The 23,987-nt window shown below is 68.9% G+C and carries 21 protein-coding genes and 1 tRNA gene; 12 read left to right on the top strand and 10 right to left on the bottom strand.

What is annotated here, in order from left to right; genetic code table 11:
- The 3 genes from VGB24_RS12885 to VGB24_RS12875 all read right to left on the bottom strand — a co-directional run bounded on the left by VGB24_RS12885 (position 1) and on the right by VGB24_RS12875 (position 3,838).
- Positions 1-2,700, bottom strand: coding sequence for an IPT/TIG domain-containing protein (locus VGB24_RS12885; protein WP_331073354.1), 2,700 nt, complete (start codon positions 2,698-2,700; stop codon positions 1-3).
- Positions 2,701-2,975: 275 nt separating this feature from the next.
- Positions 2,976-3,059, bottom strand: a tRNA-Leu gene (locus VGB24_RS12880).
- Positions 3,060-3,073: 14 nt separating this feature from the next.
- On the bottom strand, positions 3,074-3,838 hold the full coding sequence (locus VGB24_RS12875) for a hypothetical protein (protein WP_331073353.1): 765 nt from the start codon (positions 3,836-3,838) through the stop codon (positions 3,074-3,076).
- A gap of 159 nt (positions 3,839-3,997) precedes the next feature.
- Here VGB24_RS12875 and VGB24_RS12870 point away from each other — a divergent pair, with 159 nt between their 5' ends.
- The 7 genes from VGB24_RS12870 to VGB24_RS12845 all read left to right on the top strand — a co-directional run bounded on the left by VGB24_RS12870 (position 3,998) and on the right by VGB24_RS12845 (position 9,591).
- Positions 3,998-4,663: a TetR/AcrR family transcriptional regulator gene (locus tag VGB24_RS12870; protein ID WP_331073352.1), complete on the top strand. Its 666-nt coding sequence runs from the start codon at positions 3,998-4,000 to the stop codon at positions 4,661-4,663.
- A gap of 42 nt (positions 4,664-4,705) precedes the next feature.
- A complete protein-coding gene (locus tag VGB24_RS12865) occupies positions 4,706-5,533 on the top strand; it encodes an enoyl-CoA hydratase/isomerase family protein (RefSeq protein ID WP_331073351.1) in 828 nt (275 codons plus the stop codon).
- Between the two features lie 90 nt (positions 5,534-5,623).
- Positions 5,624-7,093, top strand: a complete 1,470-nt coding sequence (locus tag VGB24_RS12860) for an aldehyde dehydrogenase family protein (protein ID WP_331073350.1) — start codon at positions 5,624-5,626, stop codon at positions 7,091-7,093.
- A 75-nt stretch (positions 7,094-7,168) separates the two neighbouring features.
- Positions 7,169-7,402: a type II toxin-antitoxin system HicB family antitoxin gene (locus tag VGB24_RS12855; protein ID WP_331073349.1), complete on the top strand. Its 234-nt coding sequence runs from the start codon at positions 7,169-7,171 to the stop codon at positions 7,400-7,402.
- Positions 7,389-7,574, top strand: a complete 186-nt coding sequence (locus VGB24_RS25335; RefSeq protein WP_349263918.1) for a type II toxin-antitoxin system HicA family toxin — start codon at positions 7,389-7,391, stop codon at positions 7,572-7,574. Before VGB24_RS12855 ends, VGB24_RS25335 begins: the two co-directional genes overlap by 14 nt.
- Positions 7,575-7,597: 23 nt before the next feature.
- A complete protein-coding gene (locus VGB24_RS12850; protein WP_331073348.1) occupies positions 7,598-8,806 on the top strand; it encodes an acetyl-CoA C-acyltransferase in 1,209 nt (402 codons plus the stop codon).
- The gene (locus VGB24_RS12845; RefSeq protein ID WP_331073347.1) at positions 8,803-9,591 is read left to right on the top strand and encodes an enoyl-CoA hydratase/isomerase family protein; all 789 of its coding nucleotides are present in this window, start codon (positions 8,803-8,805) and stop codon (positions 9,589-9,591) included. The genes VGB24_RS12850 and VGB24_RS12845 overlap by 4 nt, the downstream gene beginning before the upstream one ends.
- A 27-nt stretch (positions 9,592-9,618) precedes the next feature.
- Here VGB24_RS12845 and VGB24_RS12840 read toward each other — a convergent pair whose 3' ends face one another.
- The gene (locus VGB24_RS12840) at positions 9,619-11,034 is read right to left on the bottom strand and encodes an ATP-binding protein (RefSeq protein WP_331073346.1); all 1,416 of its coding nucleotides are present in this window, start codon (positions 11,032-11,034) and stop codon (positions 9,619-9,621) included.
- A 258-nt stretch (positions 11,035-11,292) separates the two neighbouring features.
- Here VGB24_RS12840 and VGB24_RS12835 point away from each other — a divergent pair, with 258 nt between their 5' ends.
- The 5 genes from VGB24_RS12835 (at position 11,293) to VGB24_RS12815 (ending at position 15,121) form a co-directional block, all read left to right on the top strand.
- Positions 11,293-11,727 (top strand): surface-adhesin E family protein, encoded by a 435-nt coding sequence (locus VGB24_RS12835; RefSeq protein WP_331073345.1) that lies wholly within the window; start codon positions 11,293-11,295, stop codon positions 11,725-11,727.
- 168 nt (positions 11,728-11,895) lie between these two features.
- Complete coding sequence (locus VGB24_RS12830) at positions 11,896-12,774, top strand: 3-hydroxyacyl-CoA dehydrogenase family protein (protein ID WP_331073344.1); 879 nt, start codon at positions 11,896-11,898, stop codon at positions 12,772-12,774.
- The gene (locus VGB24_RS12825) at positions 12,771-13,553 is read left to right on the top strand and encodes an enoyl-CoA hydratase/isomerase family protein (RefSeq protein WP_331073343.1); all 783 of its coding nucleotides are present in this window, start codon (positions 12,771-12,773) and stop codon (positions 13,551-13,553) included. The genes VGB24_RS12830 and VGB24_RS12825 overlap by 4 nt, the downstream gene beginning before the upstream one ends.
- Before the next feature lie 242 nt (positions 13,554-13,795).
- Positions 13,796-14,233, top strand: coding sequence for a hypothetical protein (locus VGB24_RS12820; RefSeq protein ID WP_331073342.1), 438 nt, complete (start codon positions 13,796-13,798; stop codon positions 14,231-14,233).
- A gap of 591 nt (positions 14,234-14,824) precedes the next feature.
- The gene (locus tag VGB24_RS12815) at positions 14,825-15,121 is read left to right on the top strand and encodes a DUF6916 family protein (RefSeq protein ID WP_331073341.1); all 297 of its coding nucleotides are present in this window, start codon (positions 14,825-14,827) and stop codon (positions 15,119-15,121) included.
- An 85-nt stretch (positions 15,122-15,206) separates the two neighbouring features.
- Here the strand turns inward: VGB24_RS12815 and VGB24_RS12810 are convergent, their stop codons facing one another.
- The 6 genes from VGB24_RS12810 to VGB24_RS12785 form a co-directional block, all read right to left on the bottom strand.
- Positions 15,207-18,614, bottom strand: a complete 3,408-nt coding sequence (locus VGB24_RS12810; RefSeq protein WP_331073340.1) for a beta strand repeat-containing protein — start codon at positions 18,612-18,614, stop codon at positions 15,207-15,209.
- Between the two features lie 413 nt (positions 18,615-19,027).
- Positions 19,028-19,507: a GNAT family N-acetyltransferase gene (locus VGB24_RS12805; RefSeq protein WP_331073339.1), complete on the bottom strand. Its 480-nt coding sequence runs from the start codon at positions 19,505-19,507 to the stop codon at positions 19,028-19,030.
- A gap of 132 nt (positions 19,508-19,639) precedes the next feature.
- The gene (locus tag VGB24_RS12800; protein WP_331073338.1) at positions 19,640-20,158 is read right to left on the bottom strand and encodes a phage tail protein; all 519 of its coding nucleotides are present in this window, start codon (positions 20,156-20,158) and stop codon (positions 19,640-19,642) included.
- Between the two features lie 13 nt (positions 20,159-20,171).
- Positions 20,172-20,696 carry a phage tail protein gene (locus VGB24_RS12795; protein ID WP_331073337.1) on the bottom strand — a complete coding sequence of 175 codons (525 nt, stop codon included), beginning with the start codon at positions 20,694-20,696 and terminating at the stop codon, positions 20,172-20,174.
- A gap of 14 nt (positions 20,697-20,710) precedes the next feature.
- The gene (locus tag VGB24_RS12790; protein WP_331073336.1) at positions 20,711-21,217 is read right to left on the bottom strand and encodes a phage tail protein; all 507 of its coding nucleotides are present in this window, start codon (positions 21,215-21,217) and stop codon (positions 20,711-20,713) included.
- 123 nt (positions 21,218-21,340) lie between these two features.
- Positions 21,341-23,987 (bottom strand): hypothetical protein (locus VGB24_RS12785; protein WP_331073335.1); only part of this gene is annotated, 2,647 nt, incomplete at its 5' end.

Here is a 23,987-nt window from a genome sequence, read left to right as displayed (position 1 = left end):
CTACTGCAGGCGCGCGACGGCGATGCGCAGGTTGGAGGACGGCGCTCCGCCGCCGTTCGCCTCCAGCCGCAGGAGCTGCGCGGCCGTCTGCGTGCCGGTGAACTCGTAGTACCGCGTTCCGCCCCCGCGCAGCGTGAGGGTGCTCAGCGTCGCGACGCCTCCGAAGCTCAGCGGCGTGGGCACCAGCGGGAACGGCGTCGTGTACGTGCTGGGGAGATCGGCGTTCAGTCCCGCGTAGATGCTGCGCAGGTTCCAGGTGGGAAACTGCAGGTCGGTGCTGGGTACCCCCAGCGCCGGGTGGTCGTCGGCGTAGAGCGTCAGCCCCCATCCGCCCAGCAGCTGGTCGATGGAGACGCCCGCCCGCCCACTCAGGTTGGTGACCCCCGTCGTGGTCGAGTTGGTGAGCGCCGTCAGGAACGCCGCGTCGGAGGCGCCGTAGCGGTCGATGGCGTAGCGCACCAGCGACCACGAGATGGCGTAGTAATTGGACCCGGTGTCGTCCTGCGAGGGCCCGAAGGGCGAGTAGAAGCGCGCGTTCTGGGCAACCAGATGGTTGTTCAGCGACGTGAAGTGCCGCTGCATGATCGACGCGGGGCGGCGCGTGTTGGCCGAGCACTCGGGCCAGCTGGGCGGCACCCGCACGTCGCAGTAGACGTTGATGGGGTTGGCCGCGCTGCCGTAGCCGGTGTTCGCCTTCCACGCCACGTTGTCCACCGCGTTCCTCATCCACAGCTCCTCGGAGTGCCGTGCCGTGCCCTCCTCCAGGAACCCCGCCTCCAGCGGCGCACCGTTGGCGACGCGCGCCGACATCGACGCCACGTGCTTGCTCTCGTGGATGAAGGTGGAGCGGATGGTACGGTACCAGTTCTCGGCGGTGTTCCCGCTGTAGCCCGTTCCGGGCGTGACGGGCTGGTAGGCGTAGAAATACTCGCCGAAGTTGCTGGAGCCGCTGGACGCGGTGCCGGTGTACGGGCCGCCCACGGCCGGCGTGCTCGCATCGTCGTTGGGATACTGGTCGCAGCTCACCACGAAACCGGCCACCCCGGTGAACGAGGTGTTGATGCGCGGCGTGAACAGGGCGATGAGGATCCCGTTGTTGTCGGTGACGGCGTCCCGCCGAAGGATGTCGCCGAAGTTGGTGCGGACGATGGGCTCCATGTCGGCGTTGAACTGGTCGCCGATCTTCTGGTAGTTGGCCGCCATCGTGGGGTTCAGCGAGCTCTTGAACGCGTCGGGCGTGGCGTCGTCCTCGTAGATGGCGATCTTGCCGTTGGAGTACACCCTCGTGGCGCTCACCACGTAGAAGCTGTTGCAGAAGCCCGCGGCGGCGATGTTCGCCACCCGGAAGGTGCGGGTGAGGGGCGGATCGCCCATCACCACGTTGCGGTTGACGCGGCCGGTGCGCGTTCCCCCCGCCCCCGCGCCGAAACGGCCGCGAAGCCGCTCGTACTCCACGCGGTTCTGCTCCAGCAGCCAGTGGTGGCGCTCGTCGGCCGCGCGCTGGCGGGCGGCTTCCATCCCCTGCTGAAGAGACACGCCGGGACGCAGCGGCTGCTCGGCCACGGGCTCCGCCTGCAGCTGGACCGGGGCGGCCAGGCCGCCGTCGGCCGAGAACTGGAAGGGCGTATTGGACGTGGGCGACGAGCTGACGCTGAACACCGTCACCACGTACCGCGACGCGGCGCCCGTGGCCGTGAGCTCGTTGCAGTGCGAATCGGTGGAGCTCGAAAGCACCAGCGCCTGGCCCACTCCCACGGTGCGCTGCGTCACCTGCAGCGGGTGCGTGAGGGAACGGCCCGTCATCCCGCCCTGGGTGACCGTCACCGGCACGGAGCCCGAGGCGGTGCACGGAACCGTCACCGTCAGCGACGTGCCTCCCGCGCCGCCCGTGACCGTGGCCGCGCGGCCGCCGATGCTGACGGCGTTGCTCCCCGGCGTCGCGTTGAAGTTGATCCCCGTGATGGTGGCGCTGGCCCCCGGCACCAGGGTGGCGGGGGAAACCGACGTCACCTGCGGCGCCACGGTAGCCAGGGCGCCGGAGGGCATTTCGGTCGCCACGTACACCGAAAAGGTGAACGAGGTGGCGCCACCCATGTTGAACTGCCATTGCTTGGCGGCCGACGCCTCTCCCGACGCCAGGATGCCGTCGGCGCCCAGCTCCCCCTGGTCCGTCCCGCCGATGCTTCCGCCGTACTGGTAGTACGCCTGTCCCGGCGCCGTGAACTCGGCCGTCCCGGTGGGGTTGGCGACCGTCACGATGCCGCCGCTTCCCGACGGAGGCGCGATCAGGAACACGCGGATGCCGCCGTCGTGGCGCGCTGCCCCGGTGGCCGTGGCCATCGGCAGGTTGGACAGGTTCTGCACGGTGGCGTTGAACGAGAACACCTGCGTCCCCGCGTCGTACGCCGCACCGGACGACGCCATCCGCACGTAGACGCCCTGGCCACCCACCGTCCGCTGGTCGAAGCGCGGCCCGGGGCCCGGGATCGGGGCGGCGGGTGCTGCCCCGCCGGGAGCCGCGCACTCCACCGCGCCGCTGGCCACGTCGGCCGCGCACTCCAGCCGCGCGATCACCACCGTGGGAACCGCGGCTTCGCGGTTCGCCCGGGTGGGAGCGTCGTCGCACGCCGCGGCGGCCAGCGGTGCGCACACGAGGGCCAGCAGCCGGAAACCGGGCAGGCGCGTAAAAAACGATCGCATGGGGTGCTTGGGTGACCAGAGGGGGCGGTGCGCGCCGGGGAAAGCGGCGCACGCGCGAAATCGGGGGGATTTTCGAATCTGAAGATCGCGCAGAAGCCCAGCAGCGTCAATGCCCCCGAACGGGACACGATTTCCCAAAAAACAGAAAGAATGGTGCAGGTGGCGCGCGCCTCGCCGGGAAAGGGCCGGGGTTCCCGCCGGGGACCTCCGGAGGGGCGCGGGGAGGAGCTCCACGAACGAACCGGCCCGCCCCACGAGGTGGAGCGGGCCGGCAGTGCCCGGAGTCGGACTCGAACCGACAATCCCTTGCGGGAGGCAGATTTTGAGTCTGCTGCGTATACCGATTTCGCCATCCGGGCGGACGGCCGCAAAACTAACGGAAAGGGCCCGCGGGATCAACCACCGCCGGGGCGGGCGCCCCTTCCAGCAGCTGCAGCGCGTACACGGCGCGGCGCAGCGCGCGGATGCTGTCGCCCGAGGCGAGCCCGGCCCGCGCGCCCAGCAGCAGCGCGCGGGCGTTCCGCTCCGTTGCGCCGGACGCGGCACCCGCCTGCAGCCGGGCCTCGGCGCTGGCCAGCAGCCGCAGCCCCACGGCCATGGGCGACTGCGCGCGGGCGGCCAGCGTCCCCTCGCTCAGGTGCCGCACGGCGGCGGCAGTGTCGCCGGCGGCCAGGGCGGCGCGGGCCTCCTGCGCCCGGGCGGCGACGGACGCGGCGGCGGCGGCCAGCTCCGGGTGGGCGCCCAGGTCCAGCCGGGCGCGGGCGCGGTCCGTCCACGCCTCCAGCGCGGCCAGCGCACCCAGCATCCGCCCCGCGTCGGGGGCGTGCGCCACCCCGGCGGCGGCCTCGCGCAGGGCCTGGGCCTCCAGCCGCAGCGCCTCTTCCGGCCGTCCAGCGGCGCGGGCCCGCAGCGCGCGTGCGCGAAGCGCGTCCACCCCGGCGCGGTGCGCCGGGGACAGGTACGGGAGCCAGGTTTCCGCCCGCGGCAGGCCGCGGGGCTCGGCGACGGCCACCCAGGCCCGGCCGCCCGCGACCTGCACGTACGAGGTGGGCGCGGTGGGCCCGTCGTCGCACGCGGACACCGCCAGGAGCGCGGCCGCGCAAAGCACCGCCAGCGGGCGGAAGACGCGAAGGGGCATCGGGTTGGGAGCAGGAACGGGTGCCGCGGAAGTGGAGGAGAAACATAGGGCGGCGGGGCGCCAACGGTCAAGCGGCGGCCCGCTCCGTACGCTTGACACCCTTTCCGCGCGCGGGATAGGTTGACGGACGTTCGAACACGGTTTCCCGGACACCCGCAGATGAGCACGGACGAGCGCAGCGCGTACGACGAGAAGCTGGAGAGCATCCTTCGCGCGGCCGCCCGCATCTTCGCCGAGAAGGGGTACCACCAGGCCAGCATCCGCGACATCGCGCGCGCCACGAGCGTCAGCCTGTCGGGGCTGTACTACTATTTCAACAGCAAGGAAGAGCTGCTCTTCCTGATCCAGGACCACGCGTTCGGCACGCTGCTGAACAACCTGGAGCGGCTGCTGCAGGGCGAGGAGCAGCCGCACCGGCGCCTGCGCCTGCTGATGGAGAACCACCTTCGCTACTTCATCGCCAACACGGCCGAGATGAAGGTGCTCTCGCACGAGGCCGAGGCGCTGACGGGGGACTTCCGGCGGCGGGTGAACGCCAAGAAGCGGCGGCTCACCGAGATCGCCCTCGACATCTTGCGGGAGATCCGCCCCGGGGGCGACGTGGACCTGCGCGTGGCGACCTTCGCCATGTTCGGGATGATGAACTGGCTGTACAACTGGCACCGGGCAGACCGCGACGTTCCGCTCGACAAGATCGTCGACGACATGTACCGCATCTTTCTCGAGGGATTCCAGCCCGCCGGCGCCAAGGTTCCCGCGCTGGCGCGCGAGGCCACGCCCGGCGAATCCCGTCCTTCGATCTGGCGCTCGGGCGCCGACGAGTAGCGCCGACGCCCGAACCTTTCACTTCACCACCGGAGCAACCTGATGGCAACGCTTGCCGCTGACGTGCCGACCGAATCCCCGACGCTGGTGCACTACGAGGTGCAGGACGGCGTGGCGATCTTCACCCTCGACGATCCGCCGGCCAACACCTACACGCACGAGATGATGCGCCAGATCGACGCATGCATCCTGCGCGCGCGGTTCGACAACACGGTCGACGTGATCGTCATCACGGGCAAGGGCGAAAAGTTCTTCTGCGCCGGCGCCAACATCAACATGCTGCAGAAGGCCGATCCGACCTGGAAGTACTACTTCTGCCTGCACGCCAACGAGACGCTGCTGAAGCTGGAGCACACGCCCAAGCTGGTGATCGCCGCGCTCAACGGGCACACGGTGGGCGGCGGGCTGGAGATCGCCATGGCGGCCGACCTGCGCATCGCACGCCGGGGCGCCGGCAAGATCGGCTTGCCCGAGGTGGCGCTGGGCGTGCTTCCCGGCACGGGCGGCACGCAGCGGCTGACCAAGCTGGTGGGCACCAGCAAGGCCATCGAGCTGATGGTCCAGGGCAACAACATCGACTTCGACGAGGCCGCGGCCATGGGCATCGTCAACCGGGTGATCGACGCCGAGGGCCGCGACGCGTTCCTGGCCTCGGTGCTGGAGTACGCCCGCCAGTTCACCCGTCCCAACAAGGCCACCTTCGCCGTCGGCAACATCAAGCGCTCGTGCCAGAGCGGCGCCGAGCTGCCGCTGGAGCAGGGGCTGGCGCTGGAGCGCGAGCTGCAGGCGCTGCTGTTCAACTCGCAGGACGCCAAGGAAGGCCTGAACGCCTACGTGGAAAAGCGCACCGCGCAGTTCACGGGCAAGTAAGCTTCGCAGGGTCCGACCGGGAGGGAGCCTCGTGCTCCCTCCCGTGCTATTTTGGGTGACGGGACCACGCACCACATCAAACGAGCGCACATGACGGATACGGCGACGCTGGACATCCAGCCGGGACGGCTGTTCATCGGGGGCGAGTGGCAGGACGCGGCCTCGGGCAGCACCTTCGACACCATCAACCCCGCCACCGCCGAGCCGCTGACGCAGGTGGCCGAGGCGGGGGCCGAGGACGTGGACCGCGCCGTCCGCGCCGCCCGCGAGGCGTTCGAGAGCGACGCGTGGCAGAACATGGACGCCCGCAAGCGCGGCAAGCTGCTGTACGCCATCGCCGACCGGCTGGAGGAGCGCGCCGACGAACTGGCCGCGCTGGAAACGATGGACAACGGCAAGCCCGTGCGCGAGGCGCGGATGATCGACATCAAGGAGTCGATCGACTGCTTCCGCTACTACGCGGGCTGGGCCGACAAGATCGCCGGCGACGTGATTCCCGTCCCCGGGCCGTACCTGAACTACACGCGCCGCGAGCCGGTGGGAGTGTGCGGGGCCATCATCCCGTGGAACTACCCGCTGCAGATGGCCGCGTGGAAGGTGGCGCCCGCCATCGCCTGCGGAAACACCGTCGTCCTGAAGCCGGCCGAGCAGACGCCGCTGACGGCCCTGGAGCTGGCGCGCGCCGCGGCCGACGCCGGGCTCCCCGCCGGCGTGCTGAACGTGATCCCCGGCTTCGGCGAAAGCGCCGGCGGCGCGCTGGTGAACCACCCCGACGTGGACAAGATCGCCTTCACGGGGTCCACCGCCATCGGCAAGCTGATCCAGCGGCAGGCGGCGGATACGCTCAAGAAGGTGTCGCTGGAGTTGGGCGGAAAGAGCCCCAACATCGTGCTGGACGACGCCGACATCGAGGCGGCGGTGCGCGGGGCCAGCATGGCCATCTTCTACAACAGCGGCCAGGCCTGCACCGCGGGCTCGCGCCTGCTGGTGCACGAGAAGATCCGCGACGAGTTCGTGGAAAAGCTGCTGAAGCGCGCGGCCGGCTTCGTTCCGGGCGACCCGATGAACCCCAAGACGCGCCTGGGGCCGCTGGTGTCGGAGGAGCAGCTGGACCGCGTGCTGGGGTACATCGAAAAGGGCAAGCAGGAGGGCGCGGAGCTGCTGCTGGGCGGCGACCGCGTGGAGGTGGGCGGCAAGCGCGGCTACTTCCTGAACCCCACCGTCTTCGGCAGCGTGACGCCGCGGATGACCATCGCCTGCGAAGAGATCTTCGGCCCCGTGCTGGCGGTGCAGACCTTTTCCGACATGGACGAGGCCATCCAGATCGGCAATGCGTCGGAGTACGGGCTGGCCGCCGCCGTGTGGACGAAGGACGTGAGGAAGGCGCACCACGTCGCCCACAAGCTGCGCGCGGGCACGGTGTGGATCAACACCTACCACAACCTCGACACCGCGTCGCCCTTCGGCGGCTACAAGCAGTCCGGCTACGGCCGCGAGCTGGGCCGGTACGCCCTGGATTTGTACACGCAGGTGAAGAGCGTGTGGGTGAACCTGGCGTAGAGTATGGGATGCGAGGCGGTACCAGGCCGCCTCGCGAAGTTTGCGGACACGGGTACGTAACCTGGGGGGTCAGCCATGCGACTGGAATTGACGGCCGTTTTCGAAAAAGTACCCGAGGGCTACATCGCGTGGGTGCCGGAGATCCCCGGTGCCAATACGCAGGGCACGACCCTCCAGGAAACCCGCGCCAACCTCGAGGAGGCGGTGCTGCTGGTGCTGGAGACCAACCGTATGCTCGCTGATCAGTTCGGGGGGAGCGAATCGCAAATCCGCGAAACGCTCCTCATCCAGAGGCGTGAAGCGGCGTGACCTGATTCGGCATCTGCTGCAGCATGGCTGCGTGTACATCCGAGAAGGTAGCAACCACACGATTTACGCCAACCCCGCGATCTTGAGATCGTCTCCGATCCCGCGCCACCGCGAGCTAAATGAGAAAATCGCGCGGAAGATCTGCCACGATCTCAAGATTCCGCCGCCGTAACATCAGCGGTATTTTCCAATAAAATGGCAACTGACGCATACATCATCGACGCCTGCCGCACGCCGGTGGGGCGGTTCAACGGCTCGCTCGCGAGCGTCCGGCCCGACGACCTGGCGGCCACCGTCGTCAGGGCGATCGTGGAGCGCACGGGCGTGGACCCCGCCCTCGTGGACGACGTGATCTTCGGGTGCGCCAACCAGGCGGGCGAGGACAACCGCAACGTGGGCCGGATGGCGCTGCTGCTGGCCGGCCTTCCCGTCTCCGTCCCCGGGCAGACGGTCAACCGCCTGTGCGGCTCCGGATTGGAAGCTGTCCGCAGCGCCATGCACGCCATCCGCGCGGGCGAGGGCGAGACGTTCATCGCGGGCGGCGTGGAAAGCATGACGCGTGCGCCGTGGGTGATGCTCAAGCCGGGTGAGGGCTTCGCCCGCGGAGTGCCCGAGATGGCGGACTCGCTGCTCGGCTGGCGCTTCGTGAATCCGAAGATGCCGGCGGAATGGACGGTCAGCCTGGGCGAGACGGCGGAGATCGTGGCCGAGGAGTACGAGGTCAGCCGCGCCGACCAGGACGAGTTCGCGCTGCGCAGCCAGCAGCGCGCCGCCGCCGCCATCGCCGCCGGGCACTTCGCGGGCGAGATCGTCCCGGTGACCATTCCGCAGCGGAAGGGCGCGCCCAAGGTGGTGGACACCGACGAGCATCCCCGCGCCGACACCACGCTGGACTCGCTGACCGGGCTGAAGGCGGCGTTCCGCAAGGAGACGGGGACGGTGACGGCCGGCAACGCGTCGGGACTGAACGACGGCGCGTCTGCGCTCCTGGTCGCCTCGGCAGCGGCGGCCCAGCGCATAGGCCGCGCGCCGATGGCACGGATCGTCGCGAGCGCCGTCGCCGGGGTGGATCCTCACCGCATGGGCATCGGCCCGGTGCCGGCCACGCGCAAGGCGCTGGCGCTGGCGGGGCTCTCCATCGGCGACATGGGGCTGGTGGAGCTGAACGAGGCGTTCGCGGCGCAGTCCGTGGCCTGCGTCCGCGAGTTGGGCATCGACCCCGAGATCGTGAACGTGTCCGGCGGCGCGGTGGCGGTCGGCCATCCCCTCGGCTCGTCCGGCGCGCGCATCCTCACCACCCTGGTGCACGAGATGGGGCGGCAGGGCGTGCGCTACGGCCTGGCGTCCATGTGCATCGGCGTGGGCCAGGGGATTTCGATGATCGTGGAGCGGGTGGAATCGTGAGCGATACCATCCGGCTGTCCGTGGAGGACGGCGTCGCCTGGGTCACGCTCAATCGACCCGACCGGCTGAACGCCTTCGCCGGGCGCATGCGCGACGACCTTTACGACGCCATCGACCGCGCGGCCGCGTCGCCCGAGGTGCGGGTGATCGTCATCACCGGCGCGGGCCGCGGCTTCTGCACCGGCGCCGACGTGGAGGTGATGAGCGACCTGCTTGCGCGCGGCGACGACACGACGTTCGACGGGCTGGTGGAGGCCGGGATGCGCGTAGTCCGGCGCCTGGCCCGCGTGGAGCAGCCGGTGATCGCGGCGGTGAACGGCCCCGCGGCGGGCGCGGGCGCGTCGCTGGCGCTGGCGTGCGACTTCCGCATCGCCTCGGAGCGCGCGACCATCGGCTTTACCTTCAACCGCATCGGACTGCACCCGGACTGGGGCGCCACCCACTCCCTGCCCCGCCTGGTGGGCCCGGGGCGCGCGGCGGAGCTGGTGATGACGGGGCGGATGGTGGATGCGCGCGAGGCCGAGCGCATCGGCCTCTTTCAGCAGGTGTTCGCCGAGGACTGGTTCCTGGACGAGGTGCGCAAGCTGGCGAAGGAGCTCGCCTCCAAGCCGCCGCTCGCCCTCACCCTCGCCAAGCGCACCCTGGCCGCGTCGCCCACGTCGGACCTGGACGCCATGCTCGCCGCCGAGCGCGAGCAGCAGATGCGCTGTTTCCGCAGCGCGGACGCCCGGGAAGGCATCACCGCGTTCAACGAGAAGCGGAAGCCCGTTTTCCGAGGGGAGTAACCCAACTGCCGGCGGACAGGGCGACGCTCACCGGTCCCGCAGGTCTTCGGCAGTGATGAGAAGGACCGTTCCCTCCGCTACCGCTCTCCGCACCTCGTCGTCGGCCTCGCCACGTCCGGTGAACAGCGCCAGGTGCACGCGCGTCGTCCCGGCGAGTTCGGCGGCGAGCATGTTGGCGCGCTGGCGCAGGGTTGCCAGGTGTGCGGCGGTCACCCGTCCCCACTTGCATTCGCCCACGAGCAGTTCCCCGCCCGATGCCATCGAAACGACATCCACCTGGTTCTGCGACGTCGCGTCCCACCATTCCCCCACGCGAATGGGCCTGAACGGCAGGCGATGGGTGCGGCGCACGAAGTCCCGGCAGACCTCCTCGAACACGGGGCCCATGATGTCGTCGAGATCGGGCCCCACCACCTCGTCCCACAATCGCTCCGGCTCCACCAATCCAAGGCTCCCAGCATTCACCAGACGGATCACGGTCCTGTGCCAGAACGCGACGTAAGGGTCGATGATGCGGTACAGCACGCGCTTGGAACGACGCGGATTCCTTTCCGTGATCGGAACGATACGCGCAATCACCTGCATCTCTTCGAGCCACTGCAGGGGACGCTGCAGAGCACCGCCCACCCGCCCCACCCGCTTCGTGATCCCGCTCCAGGTCTGCTCTCCGCCCGCGATCGCTTCGATGATGGAATAGTGGACGTGCGCATCGGATGTAAACGCGTCCAGCATGTGCTGTGCATCGTCCACCAGCCGCCCCGAGGGAGACAGCAGGGCGGCGGCGGCGTTTTGCGGTAGGGACCGCTCCGCGTCCAGCAGGCTCAGGTGCCCGGGAAGGTGCCCGAACAGCCCGTACGCCACCAGTTGGTCTCGCACGCCATATTGCGGCATGAAGAGCGCGGCGTCGGCGAAGCCGAATGGATTCACGATCAGCTTGGCCGTGCGCCGCCCGTACAGCGGCTGATCGATCTGTTCGAGCTGGTTCATCGCCGAGATGTAGGAACCGCTCAGGATGAGCTTCATCCCCGTTTTCTGCCAGTCGTGGTCCCAGGCGCTCTGGACGATCGACGTCAGCGCGGGGGCAGCGGCGGCGAGGTACGGGAATTCGTCGAGCACGAGCAGAAAGGGGTTCCCGCCTGCTCGGTCCGTCACGTAGGCGAACAGCTCCTCCCACGAGGGAAAGTTGATGCCGCGGCGGAGCGCCGCATCCTGAAACCGAGCGCCTACGATGCGGCTGAGCGCCGCGAGCTGCTCGGCCTCGGTTCGACGCGTCGCCTGGTAGTAGATGCCGTCGACCTGCCTCGCAAATCGCGAAAGGATGAAGCTTTTCCCCACGCGGCGACGCCCGACGGCAAATACCAGATCGGGGCGGGCCCTCTCCCAGATCTCCTCCAACATCCGCCATTCAGCATCGCGATCGAGTACTTCTGCTGGTTTGGGCATGTCGGCGATCAGTAGCGAGGTCGTGACTGGTGATTTTCGGAGCTACCACTAGTGGAACTACCAACATTGGTAGTTCCACCGGAGGTAGTCAAGTGGCGAGTGGCCGCTCGTATGACGATGCGTAGCCCGCCACGTGAGTTACGTGGCGCAAGCCGCGCCCGACTCGTACTTTGCCACTCGCCGGCCGTCAAGATCTCGTGGCGCGGTGCTCACTCCACCTCTTCTGCCCGCAACTTGATCTCTCGTTCTTCGCGCGGCTTGATCATTCCAGCCATGCTCGCGCTCTCCGCCTGCGGCAGCGACGTGACGCCCGAGGGGCTCGCCCCGGCGCCCTGGTTCACCATCGGCAAGGGGCCCGTGGGATACACCGCGCTGGATACGTCGCGCATCCAGAGGGATGGAGCGCGCCGCATCGTCTGGGTGCGGACCGAATTCCTGGAGCCCGACTCCGCGCCCCGCCTGCCGGGCGCGGTCGTAAAGGCCCGCGAAACGCGCCACGCCCTGGACTGCGGAGCGCGGCGCGTCACGGACCTGGAAATCATCCTCCGCGACAGTGTGGGCAAGCCGCTCGCTGCATCCTCCGCCGGTGGCGTGGCGCGGGCCTTCGAGGTGCATCCGTACGGCCCCAAGATGTTCCCCACGGTGTGCAACGCGATCAGCATCACTGCGAGGCACCGGGAGCAGGGCCGATAGATCGGGATGAAGCCTCGCGCGGTTTGCGGGGCTTTCCGCTCTCGACGCGGCGGCCAGGAAGTAGCCGCACGGGCCGGTAGCGAGCCGCCCCGCCCGCGCATACTTTCTGGCGAACCCCACATCCGCGGACGAGCTGCCGTCCGCATCACCACCAGAGGGCGGACCCCAGTGGCGGACGACCAGACGATGAGCACCGTCGCCGTGCTCGGTGCGGGAACCATGGGCAACGGCATCGCGCAGGTGTGCGCGATGGCCGGCTACGCCGTCGCGCTTTCCGACCCGCAGCCCGACGCGCTGGAGCGCGCCGTGAACACCATCCGCGGCAACCTGGAAAAGGGGGTGGACCGCGGAAAGGTCTCCATCGAAACTCGCGACCGGGCCCTCCAGGGGCTGCGCAAGGCCAGGAACGTGGCCGACGCGGTGGGCACTGCGGACCTGGTGATCGAGGCGGCGCCGGAAAGCATGGACCTGAAGACGGCCATCTTCCGCGACCTGGACCGCCTGGCGCCCGCGCACGCCGTGCTGGCCACCAACACGTCGTCGCTCAGCGTCAGCCGCATCGCCGAAGCCACGGGGCGGCCGGGGTCGGTCATCGGCCTGCACTTCTTCAACCCCGTGCACATCATGAAGCTGCTGGAGGTGGTGCGCGGGCGCGAAACGTCGCAGGAGACGCTCGACGCCTGCCTCGCCTTCGCCCGGCGCATCGGCAAGGAGCCCATCGTGGTCACCGACACGCCGGGGTTCGCCTCGTCGCGGCTGGGGGTGGTGCTGGGATTGGAGGCCATGCGGATGGTGGAACAGGGCGTCGCCAGCCCGCAGGACATCGACAAGGCCATGGAGCTGGGCTACAACCACCCCATGGGCCCGCTGAAGCTGACGGACCTGGTGGGGCTCGACGTGCGGCTGGGCATCGCCGAGTACCTGCACGGCGAGCTGGGGGGCGAGCAGTACCGCCCGCCGGATCTGCTGCGGCGCATGGTGGCAGAGGGCAAGATGGGAAAGAAGAGCGGCCAGGGCTTCTACCACTGGACGCAGGAGGCGTTGTGAGCGCGTACGAGCTGCTGCGGATCGAGCGCGACGGCGCGGTCGCCATCGTCACCATCGACCGCCCCGAGAAGCGGAACGCGCTGAGCGCCCAGGTTCGCGCCGAGCTGATCGCCGTGCTCGACGCGCTGCGCGACGACGACGCCGTGCGCGTGCTGGTGGTCACCGGCGCGGGCGACAAGGCGTTCGTCGCCGGCGCCGACATCGGCGAGTTCGCGCAGCGCACGCCGCTGGAGCAGCGCGCGGCGATGACGGGACGCCGCGTGTTCGACGAGGTGGCGGCGTATCCCAAGCCGGTGCTGGCCATGATCAACGGGCTGGCGCTGGGCGGCGGGTGCGAGCTGGCGCTGGCCTGCGACGTCCGCCTGGCGGCCGACACGGCCAAGCTGGGGCAGCCGGAGATCAACCTGGGCATCATCCCGGGCGGCGGCGGCACGCAGCGCCTTCCGCGCGTGGTGGGCACCGGCCAGGCGATGAGGCTGGTCCTGTCGGGCGAGATCATCGGCGCGGCGGAGGCGCTCCGCATCGGCCTGGTGGACGTGGTGCACCCCGCCGCCGAGCTGCGGGAACGGACGCTGGAGTTCGCGCGGGGGATGGCCGGCAAGTCGCCCGTCGCGCTCCGCATGGCCAAGTCCGCCGTCCGCGCCGCCGCCGAGATGCCGCTTGCCGCGGGGCTCCAGTACGAGACTGAGGCGTTCATCACCTGCTTCGGCAGCGACGACAAGCGCGAGGGCGTGGCGGCGTTCCTGGAAAAGCGCACGGCGGAGTTCACTGGCCGATGACCCCGAGCGCGCTCCGGCTGCCGTTCGGCAGGGCACTCGTAAATAGCGGTCATCCCGTAAGGCCGTCCCGCACCGTACGGCGTTCCCGCCGCGCTTCCACGGTGACGGTGCCGCGACAGGATCCGATCCCGACGGTGATCGTATTGAAGGGGATGGCGGATTGGCGAAAGTAGTTGACTTGTCTTGAGTAGGTCGGTACGATGAGCCTTGGTGTCAATCGGCCGCTTCGGAAACGTCGCAGAATGTTTGTGGAAATCCTGTTGCACGCGTATTTCGTCGCGTTAGGGGTTCCGGTAATCTTGATCGGCGTCGGAGCCCTCGCGAAGAAGCTGATCCGGGGTACTAGCTGGATTCGGCAGGACTTTTTTCTCGGTGTGGACCTGGCGCTGGCGAGCCTATCTTCCGGCCTGATATATCTTTATCAGGTCCTTGAATCTGCCAGAAACGCACATGGTGTTCAGCCCCCGAACGCCGCATCAGCGGACCAGAAATTGCTCTTGGGCGTGAGCTATGTCGTGGTAGCTCTTTTTGCTCTACTAGTAGTAATGTCCGCACATCAGGATCAAGAGCGAAACACAACGAACCCGATGAAACAGATCATCTGGTTAGGCGTAATAAGTAACTTGGTAGGGGGAGGTCTGCTCGCGGCCTTCATTCTCCTTGTACAAGGAGTAAAGTGATGGAACCGAAGCTAGCCCGTCGTGCATCAGATACTTCGTCGCTCGACATCGCGGCGTTCATCGCGTCGCTCGCAGGCGTATCGCTCACGCTTGGGGCAGCGGCAGCGACAGCGCCGATGATCATGACGGCCGCAGCGGGTGCCCTAGCCATTGGAGCGGGCCTCAAGATTACTGCCTCTCGAGTAAAGTCCCAAGACGGTAACGCTGCCGAGGCACCCCGGCCTGCTGCTGAGGGGCGCGAGAGACGCGGTGCACGGGTCGCAGCGGGATAATTCCCGGTTCGACTGATGAACCACGCGGTCTGCCGTTCAGGCTGCGCTACTTGCACCCGAATACTTAACGACCCGGGCCCGTGTTCGCACCGAGCCGCTGACGATGTAGACCGCTGGCGACCGCGCTATGCATTCCCCGCTTGTCCTGTCAACGTACTTGACAGCGTGGGTGCCTGAGCGCCGTCCGTGGGGACCTCTGAGCTTCCCGCCGTTTCCGCGCGGCCCCGCCCGGCGTAGATTAACCACCTCTTGGGCCCTCCCCAGCCGGCGCGGCCGCTCCTCGCCGCGCCCCTATCCCGCCCCGCAGCACCGGACACCCATGCTCGACACGTTCACCATCGAAACCTTTCAGCCCCGCCTTGGCGAGCTGTTCCACGTCGTCGCCGAAGGGCACCGGCTTCCCGTGAAGCTGACGCAGATCCACCCATGGGGGCCGGAAGCAGCGAAAGGCCGACCGCGCGTTCCGTTCTCGCTGGTTTTTCACGCCGTGCCCCAGCTGGTGCTCCCCCAGGCCATCTACCGTGTGGAGAACGACCAGATGGAGCCGTTCGAGCTGTTCCTGGTCCCTCTTGGCCCCGACGAGCGGGGAATGCAATACGAGGCCGTGTTCACCTGAGGGGTCTCGCAGGCCAGGAGCAAGCAATGAGGGCCCTCCGCCGAACGGCGGAGGGCCCTCCCTCATTCGCAGCGGGCGGGGCCGCTCAGGGAATGGAGCAGTTGCTGAACCCCGAGGTGGCGGAGATGAGCTGCGTACCACCGGCGGACGGGTTCTGCCCGCTCACGTAGGCCTCCACCCCCGGCGTGGCGGCGGCGGCCATCCCCGTGACCCCGAACACGTTCACGGCGGGGTTCGTTCCCTGCTTCCGCAGGCCGATGCCCAGCGCTCCGCCGCTCCCCGCGCTCTGGTTCCCCGTGGCGTTCAGGCACACCACCGCGTTGCCCAAAGCGCTGCCCGCGTCCACTCGGATGCCCTGGCGCACGCCCGACAGCGGAGCCGCCACCACGTTGTTGACCACTGTCGCACGCACTGTCGCGGCCGAGTTGCGCGCGGTGGTGAGGATGCCGTTGCCATCCGTCGCGCTGATCACGTTGCTGTCGATTCGCACCGTGAGCTGCGGGGCGTCGTTCACGTCGAACGTCCGGTCCGCGCCCACGCCGATCCCCTGGCTGCCGAACGAGTTGTTGGCCACGATCCGGTTGCGCGCGATGGTCGTGGTGACGTTTACCTGGCCGATCGCGGAGTGCGCGATGGCGGTGCCGGCCACGTGCGAGATCGGGTCGGCCGCCGTGCCGTTGTCGGAGATGTCGAAGTTGCCCTGCCCGCGCCCGTTCACCAGCGCGATGACCGCCGAGGTGCCCATGCGCGCCCCCGGCTGGCCGCTGATGCGGTTGCCGGTGATGGCGATCACGCTGGACGCGCTCCCCGGCACCCCGAAGGTCGCCGCCGGCCCGCCCGCGGTAACGTTGCCACCCTGCGCCTCGATCCCCGCCCCGCTGGGGAAGTTGCGGACCACGTTGCCGCTGATCGAGGCACGCGTGACGCTTGCCGTCCCGGCCGCCGAGCCCCTGGCGAGCAGGCGGATTCCCGAACCGAGCGAAGCCGCGGCCGAGGTGGCGCTGGTGATCGTGTTCCCGGCGATCTCCACGTCGGTGATCGTCCCGCTGAAGTTCACGATGTCGATGCCGTGGTGCCGCGCGCCGGAAAGCACGTTCCGGCTGATCTCCACCGTGCCCGACAGGTTGTTCTCGGTTCCCGCCGCGGCCGAGTTGAACGCCAGGTTCGACTCGCCGGCGCCCCCCGCCGTCCCCGAGTTCTGGATGCTGCCGTCCGTGAAGCGGAAGTTCACCACGGCGCTGCCGCGCACCCCGCTGCCACCGGTGTTGGAGACGGCCACGTGGCCGAAGAACACGTTCGACACCCCGGTAAGGACGATGCCGGCACCCGACATGTCCTGGATGGTACCACCGCTGGCGGGGGTCCCGGAGCCGGTCACCTGCATGCGGCCGGTGTTCTCCAGCACGATCCCGCTCGTGCCGTTGGCGGCCGAGATGCTCTCGAAGCTCAGACCCGCGGCACCCGTCGACGTATCCAGCACCCGCAGCGCCGTGCCGGCCGAGGTGGCGAGCGCGTTGCCGGCACCCGTCACCGACACCGTGCCCCCGCCCGTCGCCTGGAACGCCACCCCGGTCGTGGTGCCCACCACCAGGCCGCCTCCGCCAAAGGAGACCTGCGCCCCGGTGTTGTTCGACAGCAGCACGCCGCCGTTGGCACCCGTCGAGAGCGTCTTGCTGGGGCCGGTGAAGGAGATGCTGCCGCCGGAGTTGTTCGCGACCTCGATCCCCCGCCCGGTGGACGCGATGGCCCCCGACAGGGTCAGCGTGCCGCCCGTGCGCCCGGTCACCGAAACCGCCAGCGGACCAGTGACAGCCAGGTCGCCGCCGTAGCTGAACGTTCCCGCCCCGCCGGTCACGAGCACCCCCGGCCCCGCCGAAAGCGTCACCGACCCGCCCGCGGCCGAGAACGAGCCGCCCACACCCACCAAGCGAATCCCCGCACCCGCGCTGGCGCTGGACGACAGCGCGCCGAACGAGCCGAACACGTCGCCGGACGACAGGTCCAGGGCCGGGCCGCCGGTGGCGGACACGGAAATCGAGCCCACCGTCAGCGAGCCGAAGCCGCTCCCCGCGATCCCCGCGCCCGACGACGAGGTCACATCCACGCCCTGCACCACGTTGTCGGCCGCTACCTGGATCGCCGCACCAGACGTCGTGCGCGCCACCACCGGCGCCGAGCCGGCGGCCAGCAGCACCAGCGTCTGCCCGTTCAGGGTCGCGGTGACGCTGGACGGAACACCCTGCCCCGTCAGCGACTGGGTGCCCTTGAGGGTGATGCCGCCGTCGTACGCGCCCGCGCCGGTGCGGACGAAGATCGCCTCGCCCGACGCCGAGGCGGCCTCCACCCCGGCCAGCGTGGTGAACGGCGACGCATCCCGCCCGTCACCCGGCCCGGCGCCCGCGTTGTCCACGTACCAGACGCGGTAGGCGGAAACCATCGTCGCCGACGCGCTGACCGAGTCCTGCCCGTCCGTCACCGTGTAGACGAACCCGTCGGTGCCCGTGAAGCCGGCCGCGCCCAGGTAGCTGAAGCTGCCGTCCGCGTTCACCGTCACGGTGCCGCCACCCGTCGTCGGGTACGTGCCCGGCACCACCTGCAGCGGGTTGTTCTCGCCATCCGTGTCGTTGGCCAGCAGGCCCGGCGCGGCGACCGGCACGGTGACGTTGCCGATGGCCTGGAACGTGTCCGCCTGCGCGACCGGCGGGGTGTTGGGGTTGAAGACCGTCAGCACGGCCGCGTCGGACGCGGCGCCGGACGACGCGGTGATGGACGCCTGCCCCGTCGCCACGCCGGTGGCCAGCCCGGACCCGTCCACCGTCGCGACGGACGGTGCGGAGCTGGACCAGGCGACCGGCGCCCCGGGGATCGCGTTCCCGTGCAGGTCCGTGATGGCGGCCGTGAACTGCTGCGTTCCCCCCACCGGCACCGCCGCCGAGTCGGGGCTCACCAGCACCTGGGCGGCGATCCCGGTCTCGATGCGGAACTTCACCGGCAGCGCCTGCCCCGCGATCAGCGGAACGAACTGCGCGCGGTCGACGGCGTCCTTCTCCTTGCCCGTGCGCACCACGTCCACGTCGGCGTAGCCCAGGCGGAGCGCGCCCACGAACACCTGCACACGGTAGAACTTCGCCGGGTCCAGCGACTTGGGGGTGATCCAGTTGGCGATGTAGTGCTGGGCGGCGGCGTCCACGCGAACCGACGAGGACCCGGAGCCGAAGGGGAAGGCCGCGACGGTGGCGCCGCAGGCCGGCCCCACCAGTTCGCAGACCTCCACGCGCGGCTGCAGCCCGCCGTCGAAGGTGCCCGTGAACGAGGCCGACTGCACCGTCGGCGGAAGGAAGTAGAACCCGGGGACAGCCCCGCTGTGCGCCGCGTCGGCGATGGCGAGCAGGGCACCCGCGTCCTCCGATGATCCGGGCGCGGTTACATCACTGGTGCAGGCCGCGAGCGCGCAAAGCAGCGCCGCGCGTCCGGCGTACTTGGAATGGAACATGGAACTCCTCGATGCGAAGAGGGTGCGGCGGGCCGCCGACAGTTGTTCCTACGCTGGCCCCAGGAGAGCGTGCGCAAGACATGACGGAATTGGGGGGTGGCGTGCCCGCGCCGGGGAAGGGGGGATCGGGACGGCGCATCGGTGCGAGTCCCGGCCATGGCTCCCGACGCCGGAGAGAGTGGCAGGAAGCACGCCCTACCTGTTCCGGGCGGAAAGGATGGCGTAAGTGCCGTAGAATCCTGCACCCTCACACGGTGAACAGCGACGTCGCGGCGGACAGACTGTGGCGCAGCTGTCCCACGCCGGGGCAAGAGTGGTACAAACCGCAGTCGGAGGGCCCGCTGGTGGTCGCTGGGACAAACCGGGCCGCCCTCAGCGCCGCTCGACGACGGGGCGGCGCCAAGCGCGCGGGATCAGGGCGCGGACGGAGTCCGCTCCATCAGCAGGTACACGCCGCGGTCACCGGCCTGCACGAACCCCATCCGCTCGTACAGGCGGCGCGCCGGGTTGTAGATTTCCACGTGGATGCTCACCTTGCGGCCGGTCGCGTCGCCCTCGGCAAGCAGTGGCTGGATCAGCTGCGTCCCCAAACCGGCGCCCCGGTACTCCGGCATCAGCGCAATGTCGACGATGCGGATGTCGTCGGGCCAGCGCGCCACGTACAGCCGGCCGGCGGGCACCCCGTCCACCAGCACCAGGTCCCACGAGGTGTCGGTGTAGTTCGCCCGCCAATGCGCGTGCTGCGCGTGGAACTGCTGGTCGACGAAGGCTGCCTTCTGCTCCGCCGTCCAGGGCACCTGCGTGAGCTCGTCTTCGCGGGTGGTGCCGTACAGGCGCAGCAGAAAGGGCATGTCTTCGTCCGTGATCGGCCGAAGGGTGACGCGTGGGCTCATCGGGTCGGGGCGGGCGGTAAAGGTTCGGGCGAGGGGCGGAATCCCCCGCTTCCCGTCGATCTGTTCACGCGCAGGCCAAAAGGGGGCGGCCATCTGGCCGCCCCCTTTCGCCTACGACGGCCGTTTCCGCGGCTAGGGCCGCGGCGGGAAGATCCCCTGCAGCGCGATGCAGAAATTCAGGGTCAGGTACGGCTGCATGTTGTTGTGCGGCAGGCCGCCACCCGCCGGTGGAAGTGCCTGGAAGGCCAGGTTGGTGTTCACCGGCGGGGGCGCGTACTGGCCCACCCCGATGCCTGTCGCCAGCAGCTGGCTCCCGGGAAAGCGCTCCAGTGCGTCGCCCTCCGAAACCACCACCGAGTGCGTATGGACGGGAATCTCGCTCGTGAGCAGCGTGATGGTCTCCACCCCGCTCATCTCGCCCAGGTCGCGAAGCGACAGGCCCTGGCCCTGACCGGGCTGCATGGGCGCGGATCCCTGCAGGTCGGGAAGCGCGAAGGTCGATTTGCCGTCACCGCCGTAGACGGTGCCCAGCAGTGCGAACAGCGCCGTGTTCTGCGAGATCGGCATCAGCTGCCCATCGCAGAAAGCCCACCCGGTCGGCGCGAAGTTGAATGGAAAGATGCGGACTTCCGCGAGGAACTGGTCGGACATGGCTGCTCGCTCCTCAGGTTTGGCTCGGGAAGATCCCGAACAGCGAAATGATGAAGTTGAGGCAGAGGAACGGCTGGGTGTTCTCGTGCGGCTGGCTTCCGCCCTGCGGGCCCACCGACGCGGCATTCAGGGTCGTGGTGGGCTCGTCCGTGCCGTAGGGAAAGAGCGTGGCGCCGTTCGTGGCGGCCAGGACGTTGTTCGTCGGCGAGTTCTGCGTCGCCAGCGCGCCCGTGCCGAACAAGGTGTGCGTGTGATTCGGAATCTGCTGCACGGTCAGGGTCTCCTGCTCCGTGCCGGCCATCTCCCCGATCTGGTACGTCGTGCCGTCCGGGCCCGGGCCCATGTGCATGGGCAGCCGGCTGGCCAGGTTCGGCAGGTTGAATGTTTCCTGGCCATCGCCGCCGTACGTTGTGCCGATCAGCTGGAACAGCACTTCGTTCTCGGAGATGGGAAGGGGCTGGCCTTCACAGAACATCCAGCCGGCGGGCGCGAAGTTTCCGGCGAACATCCGGATCTCGCCCACGTAGGGTTGTGCCATGGGTGGTCTCCGGATCAGTTATGGGAGGGGAAGATGCCCTGCAGCGCGATGATGAAGTTCAGCACCAGGTACGGCATCATGTTGTTGTGGGGCTGGCTTCCGCCCACGGACGTGATGGCGTTCGGGGCCATCGGCTGGAGCTCCGACGGGCCGGCGTACAGCGTGGTGGCCGACGACGTGGCCAGTACCACGTTGGGATTCGGCGAGTTCGTGGTTGCCACCACCGAGGTGGCGTTCAAGGGGTGAAGGTGAGTCGGCAGCTGCTGGATGTTCACCGTCACCGCCGTGCTCCCCGCCGCTTCGCCGAGCGTGTGCCCACTGCCCCTGTGGATGGGCACCCTGCCGCGCAGGTTCGGCAGGGCGAACGTGGTCTGGCCGTTGCCGCCGTAGGTGGTTCCCAGGAGCGCGAACAGCGCCTGGTTCTGGTTGATGGGCAGGAACTGCCCATTGCACAACGCCCAGCCCTTTGGTGGGAAGTTGAACGACACGATCTTGATCTCCGAGAGGAACGGCTCAGACATCAGGTGCATCTCCTTGTGGGAGGTGGGGAAGAGGGAACTGCACCCGCAGGGTTCCGGGAGGAACCCGAACCCGGGCACGGCGCGTTCGCGCCGTGCCCGGGGTACCGCCAATCGGAAAGGGTCTCAGGGAAGCGAGCAGGATTCGTACGTGGCCGCCGACACCAGCGCCGCGGCTCCCCCCGTGCCGAACGAGCCCGTGGTGCTACTGGGATTTGCGCTGCTCAGGAAGGTTTCCGCCTGCGCCTTGGTCGCCCCCGAGGAGGGAGACAGGTTGTGGATGCGGAACGTTCCCCCCTTGGGCCCGCCCGGCGGGTTCGGGTTCGTCCCTGCCGCCTCCTCCCGGATGTTGATGCCGGGCGACGTGCTCCCCGTGCCACTGTTGGTGCTTCCCCCCGTCACGTTGCTCTCGATGCGTGCGCATACCATCGGCTGGCCCGCCGAGCTGCCCGCGTCGACCCTGATCCCCGCCCGGGCCGAGCTGGTGGTGTTCGGCGCGGCCACGGTGTTTCCGATGAGCTTTACCTTCAACGTGTCGCTGGAACCCCGGGCAAGGGCGTAGATGCCCACGCCGGTGTGCCCGCTGACGTTGTTGTTGGCGACCGTGGCCGTGTAGCTCGCGAAGCTCGCGATCCCGGAGGTGCTGTCGGCGCCGATCTCCATGTTCGTGGCGTCGAACAGCGGCGCCGAGACGATCACGTTGTTGGTGACGGCCGACTGCATGCGGACCTGGCCGAAGGCCGACACACCCATGGCGCGGCCCTTCGTGTGGCGGATGTTGTTCTGGTCCACCACGAAGTTGCCCTGGCCCTGGCCGTTCATGTTCGCGACGATGCCCTCGCTGCCGATGGGCGCCGCCGCGCTCACCCCCCAGATCGTGTCCTTGCTGATGGAGATCACGTTGGTGGCGCTTCCGGGCGTGCCGCAGGTGCCGTAGGCCGACACGCCGCCGCACACAACGTTGATCCCGACACCCGTAGGTACGTTGAGGATGTTGTTGTTGTCGATGGCGCCCTTGGTGATCGAGGCGCCTCCGCCCTGCAGGTCGACGATGATGCCGCTGCCCACCGAGTTGGTGGACGAAGTGGGCGTGGTGATCACGTTGGTCGAGACGTTCAGGTTCGAGATCGTCCCGCCGCGGTTGTAGAGGTAGATCCCGTGGTACAGCGCGTTGGAAAGCGTGTTGTTGGTGATCGTCACCACGCCGGACACGTTCGTCGAGCTGGTCGTGTTCGCGAAGTCGTAGAAGAGGATGTTCGACTCGTTCACCGAGGCGCCCGGCGAGGGACCGTCGCCGGACTGGTCGATGGTGCCGTTGGTGAACTCGAAGTTCGTGACGCCCTTGCCGTGCACGCCGCTGTGCGTGGTGTTCAGGACCCGCACGTTGTTGAACTTGGGGTCGAACGTGCTCGTAAGGACGATCCCCACCTGCGTGTGGTTCTGAAGGGTGCCCCCGGACAGCGCTACGCCGGTGCCGGCAACCGTCAGGCCGCCGTCCGAGCCCGTGTTGTTCAGAACGATCCCGTTGGCTCCGCCGTTGGCCGCGATGCTCTGGAACGTCATCCGGCCCGAGCCGATCGTGGTGTTCTGGATGTTCAGCGCCGCCCCGCCCGTGGCCGTCAGGGTATTGCTGGCCCCGGTGACGTTCACCGTTCCGCCGCCGGTGGCGGTGAACGCCGCCCCGTCGTCGGTGCTCACCACCAGCCCGCCGTTGGTGAAGTTCACGGTGGTGCTCGTGTTGGTGCCGGACAGGTTCACGCCGGCGGCCGTGCTGCCCGCCGCGAGCACGATGGACTTGGTCTCAGTCGCCGGGTTGCCGTCGAAGGTAATGGTCGCGCCGGTGGTGGAATTCACCAGGATGCCCGCGCCGGTCCCGCTGCTGCGCTGGAACGAGCCGGAATAGGTGAAGGCCAGGGGCGAAGCGCCGCTCACGATCCGGATCAGCTCGTTGGTGGCGTTCGTCACCGACGCACCCGCACCGAAGGTGATGCTGCCGGTCGACGTGTTCTCGACGTCGATGCCCGCGTCACCGTTGAGGAGCGTGGTGGTGCCGTTGAAGTTTACCGTGCCGTCCACGTCGTTCAGCAGGATTCCCGTGCTCGAGGTGTTCGCCGCGATCGTCCCGGTCTGGAAGGTGATGGTGCCGTTCGCCGCGCGGGAGGCCCCGCCGGACTGGCTGGAGATGTCCACCGCCCGCTGCGCGTTCACCTGCGTGATGTTGCCGTTGTAGGTGACGTTCGGTGTGCTGGCGTTCACCCGGAACGCCGTGCCGGCCGGGCTGGTGATGCCCGTCCCCGTCCCGAAGGTGAAGGTGCCGCCCGAGCCCGACACGATGTCCACCCCCGCGTCGCCGCCGCCCAGCGTGGTGGTGCCGTTGAAGCTCACCGTGCCGTCGGCGTTGCTCAGCGAGATGCCGGTGCTGAGGGCGTTCGTGCTGTTGGCGAGCAGGGTGCCCGTGTTGAACGTCACCGCGCCGCCCGTCTGCTCGCCGACCTCGACCAGGCGGCCGGTGCTGGTGCCGCTCTTGGTGATGTTGCCGCTGTACGTCACCGTCGGGGCGCTGCCGTACACGTTCACGCCGGTCCCGGCGGTGTTGGTGATCTGCGTGGACGCGTTGAAGTTGAACGTGCCCGTGGAGCCGTTGGTGATGTCCACGCCCGCGTCGGTGCCGCCCAGGCTGGCGCTGCCGCTGAAGGTGTAGGTGCCCAGTGCCGCGTTGAACTGCAGGCCCGTGCCGTTGGTCGCCGTCAGCGCACCGGAGAAGGTCAGGGTG

Source organism: Longimicrobium sp., from assembly GCF_036399935.1.
Classification (GTDB): Bacteria; Gemmatimonadota; Gemmatimonadetes; order Longimicrobiales; family Longimicrobiaceae; genus Longimicrobium.
The sequence above is the reverse complement of the archived record's forward strand: the minus strand, read 5'-3'. Positions and strand labels throughout refer to the sequence as shown.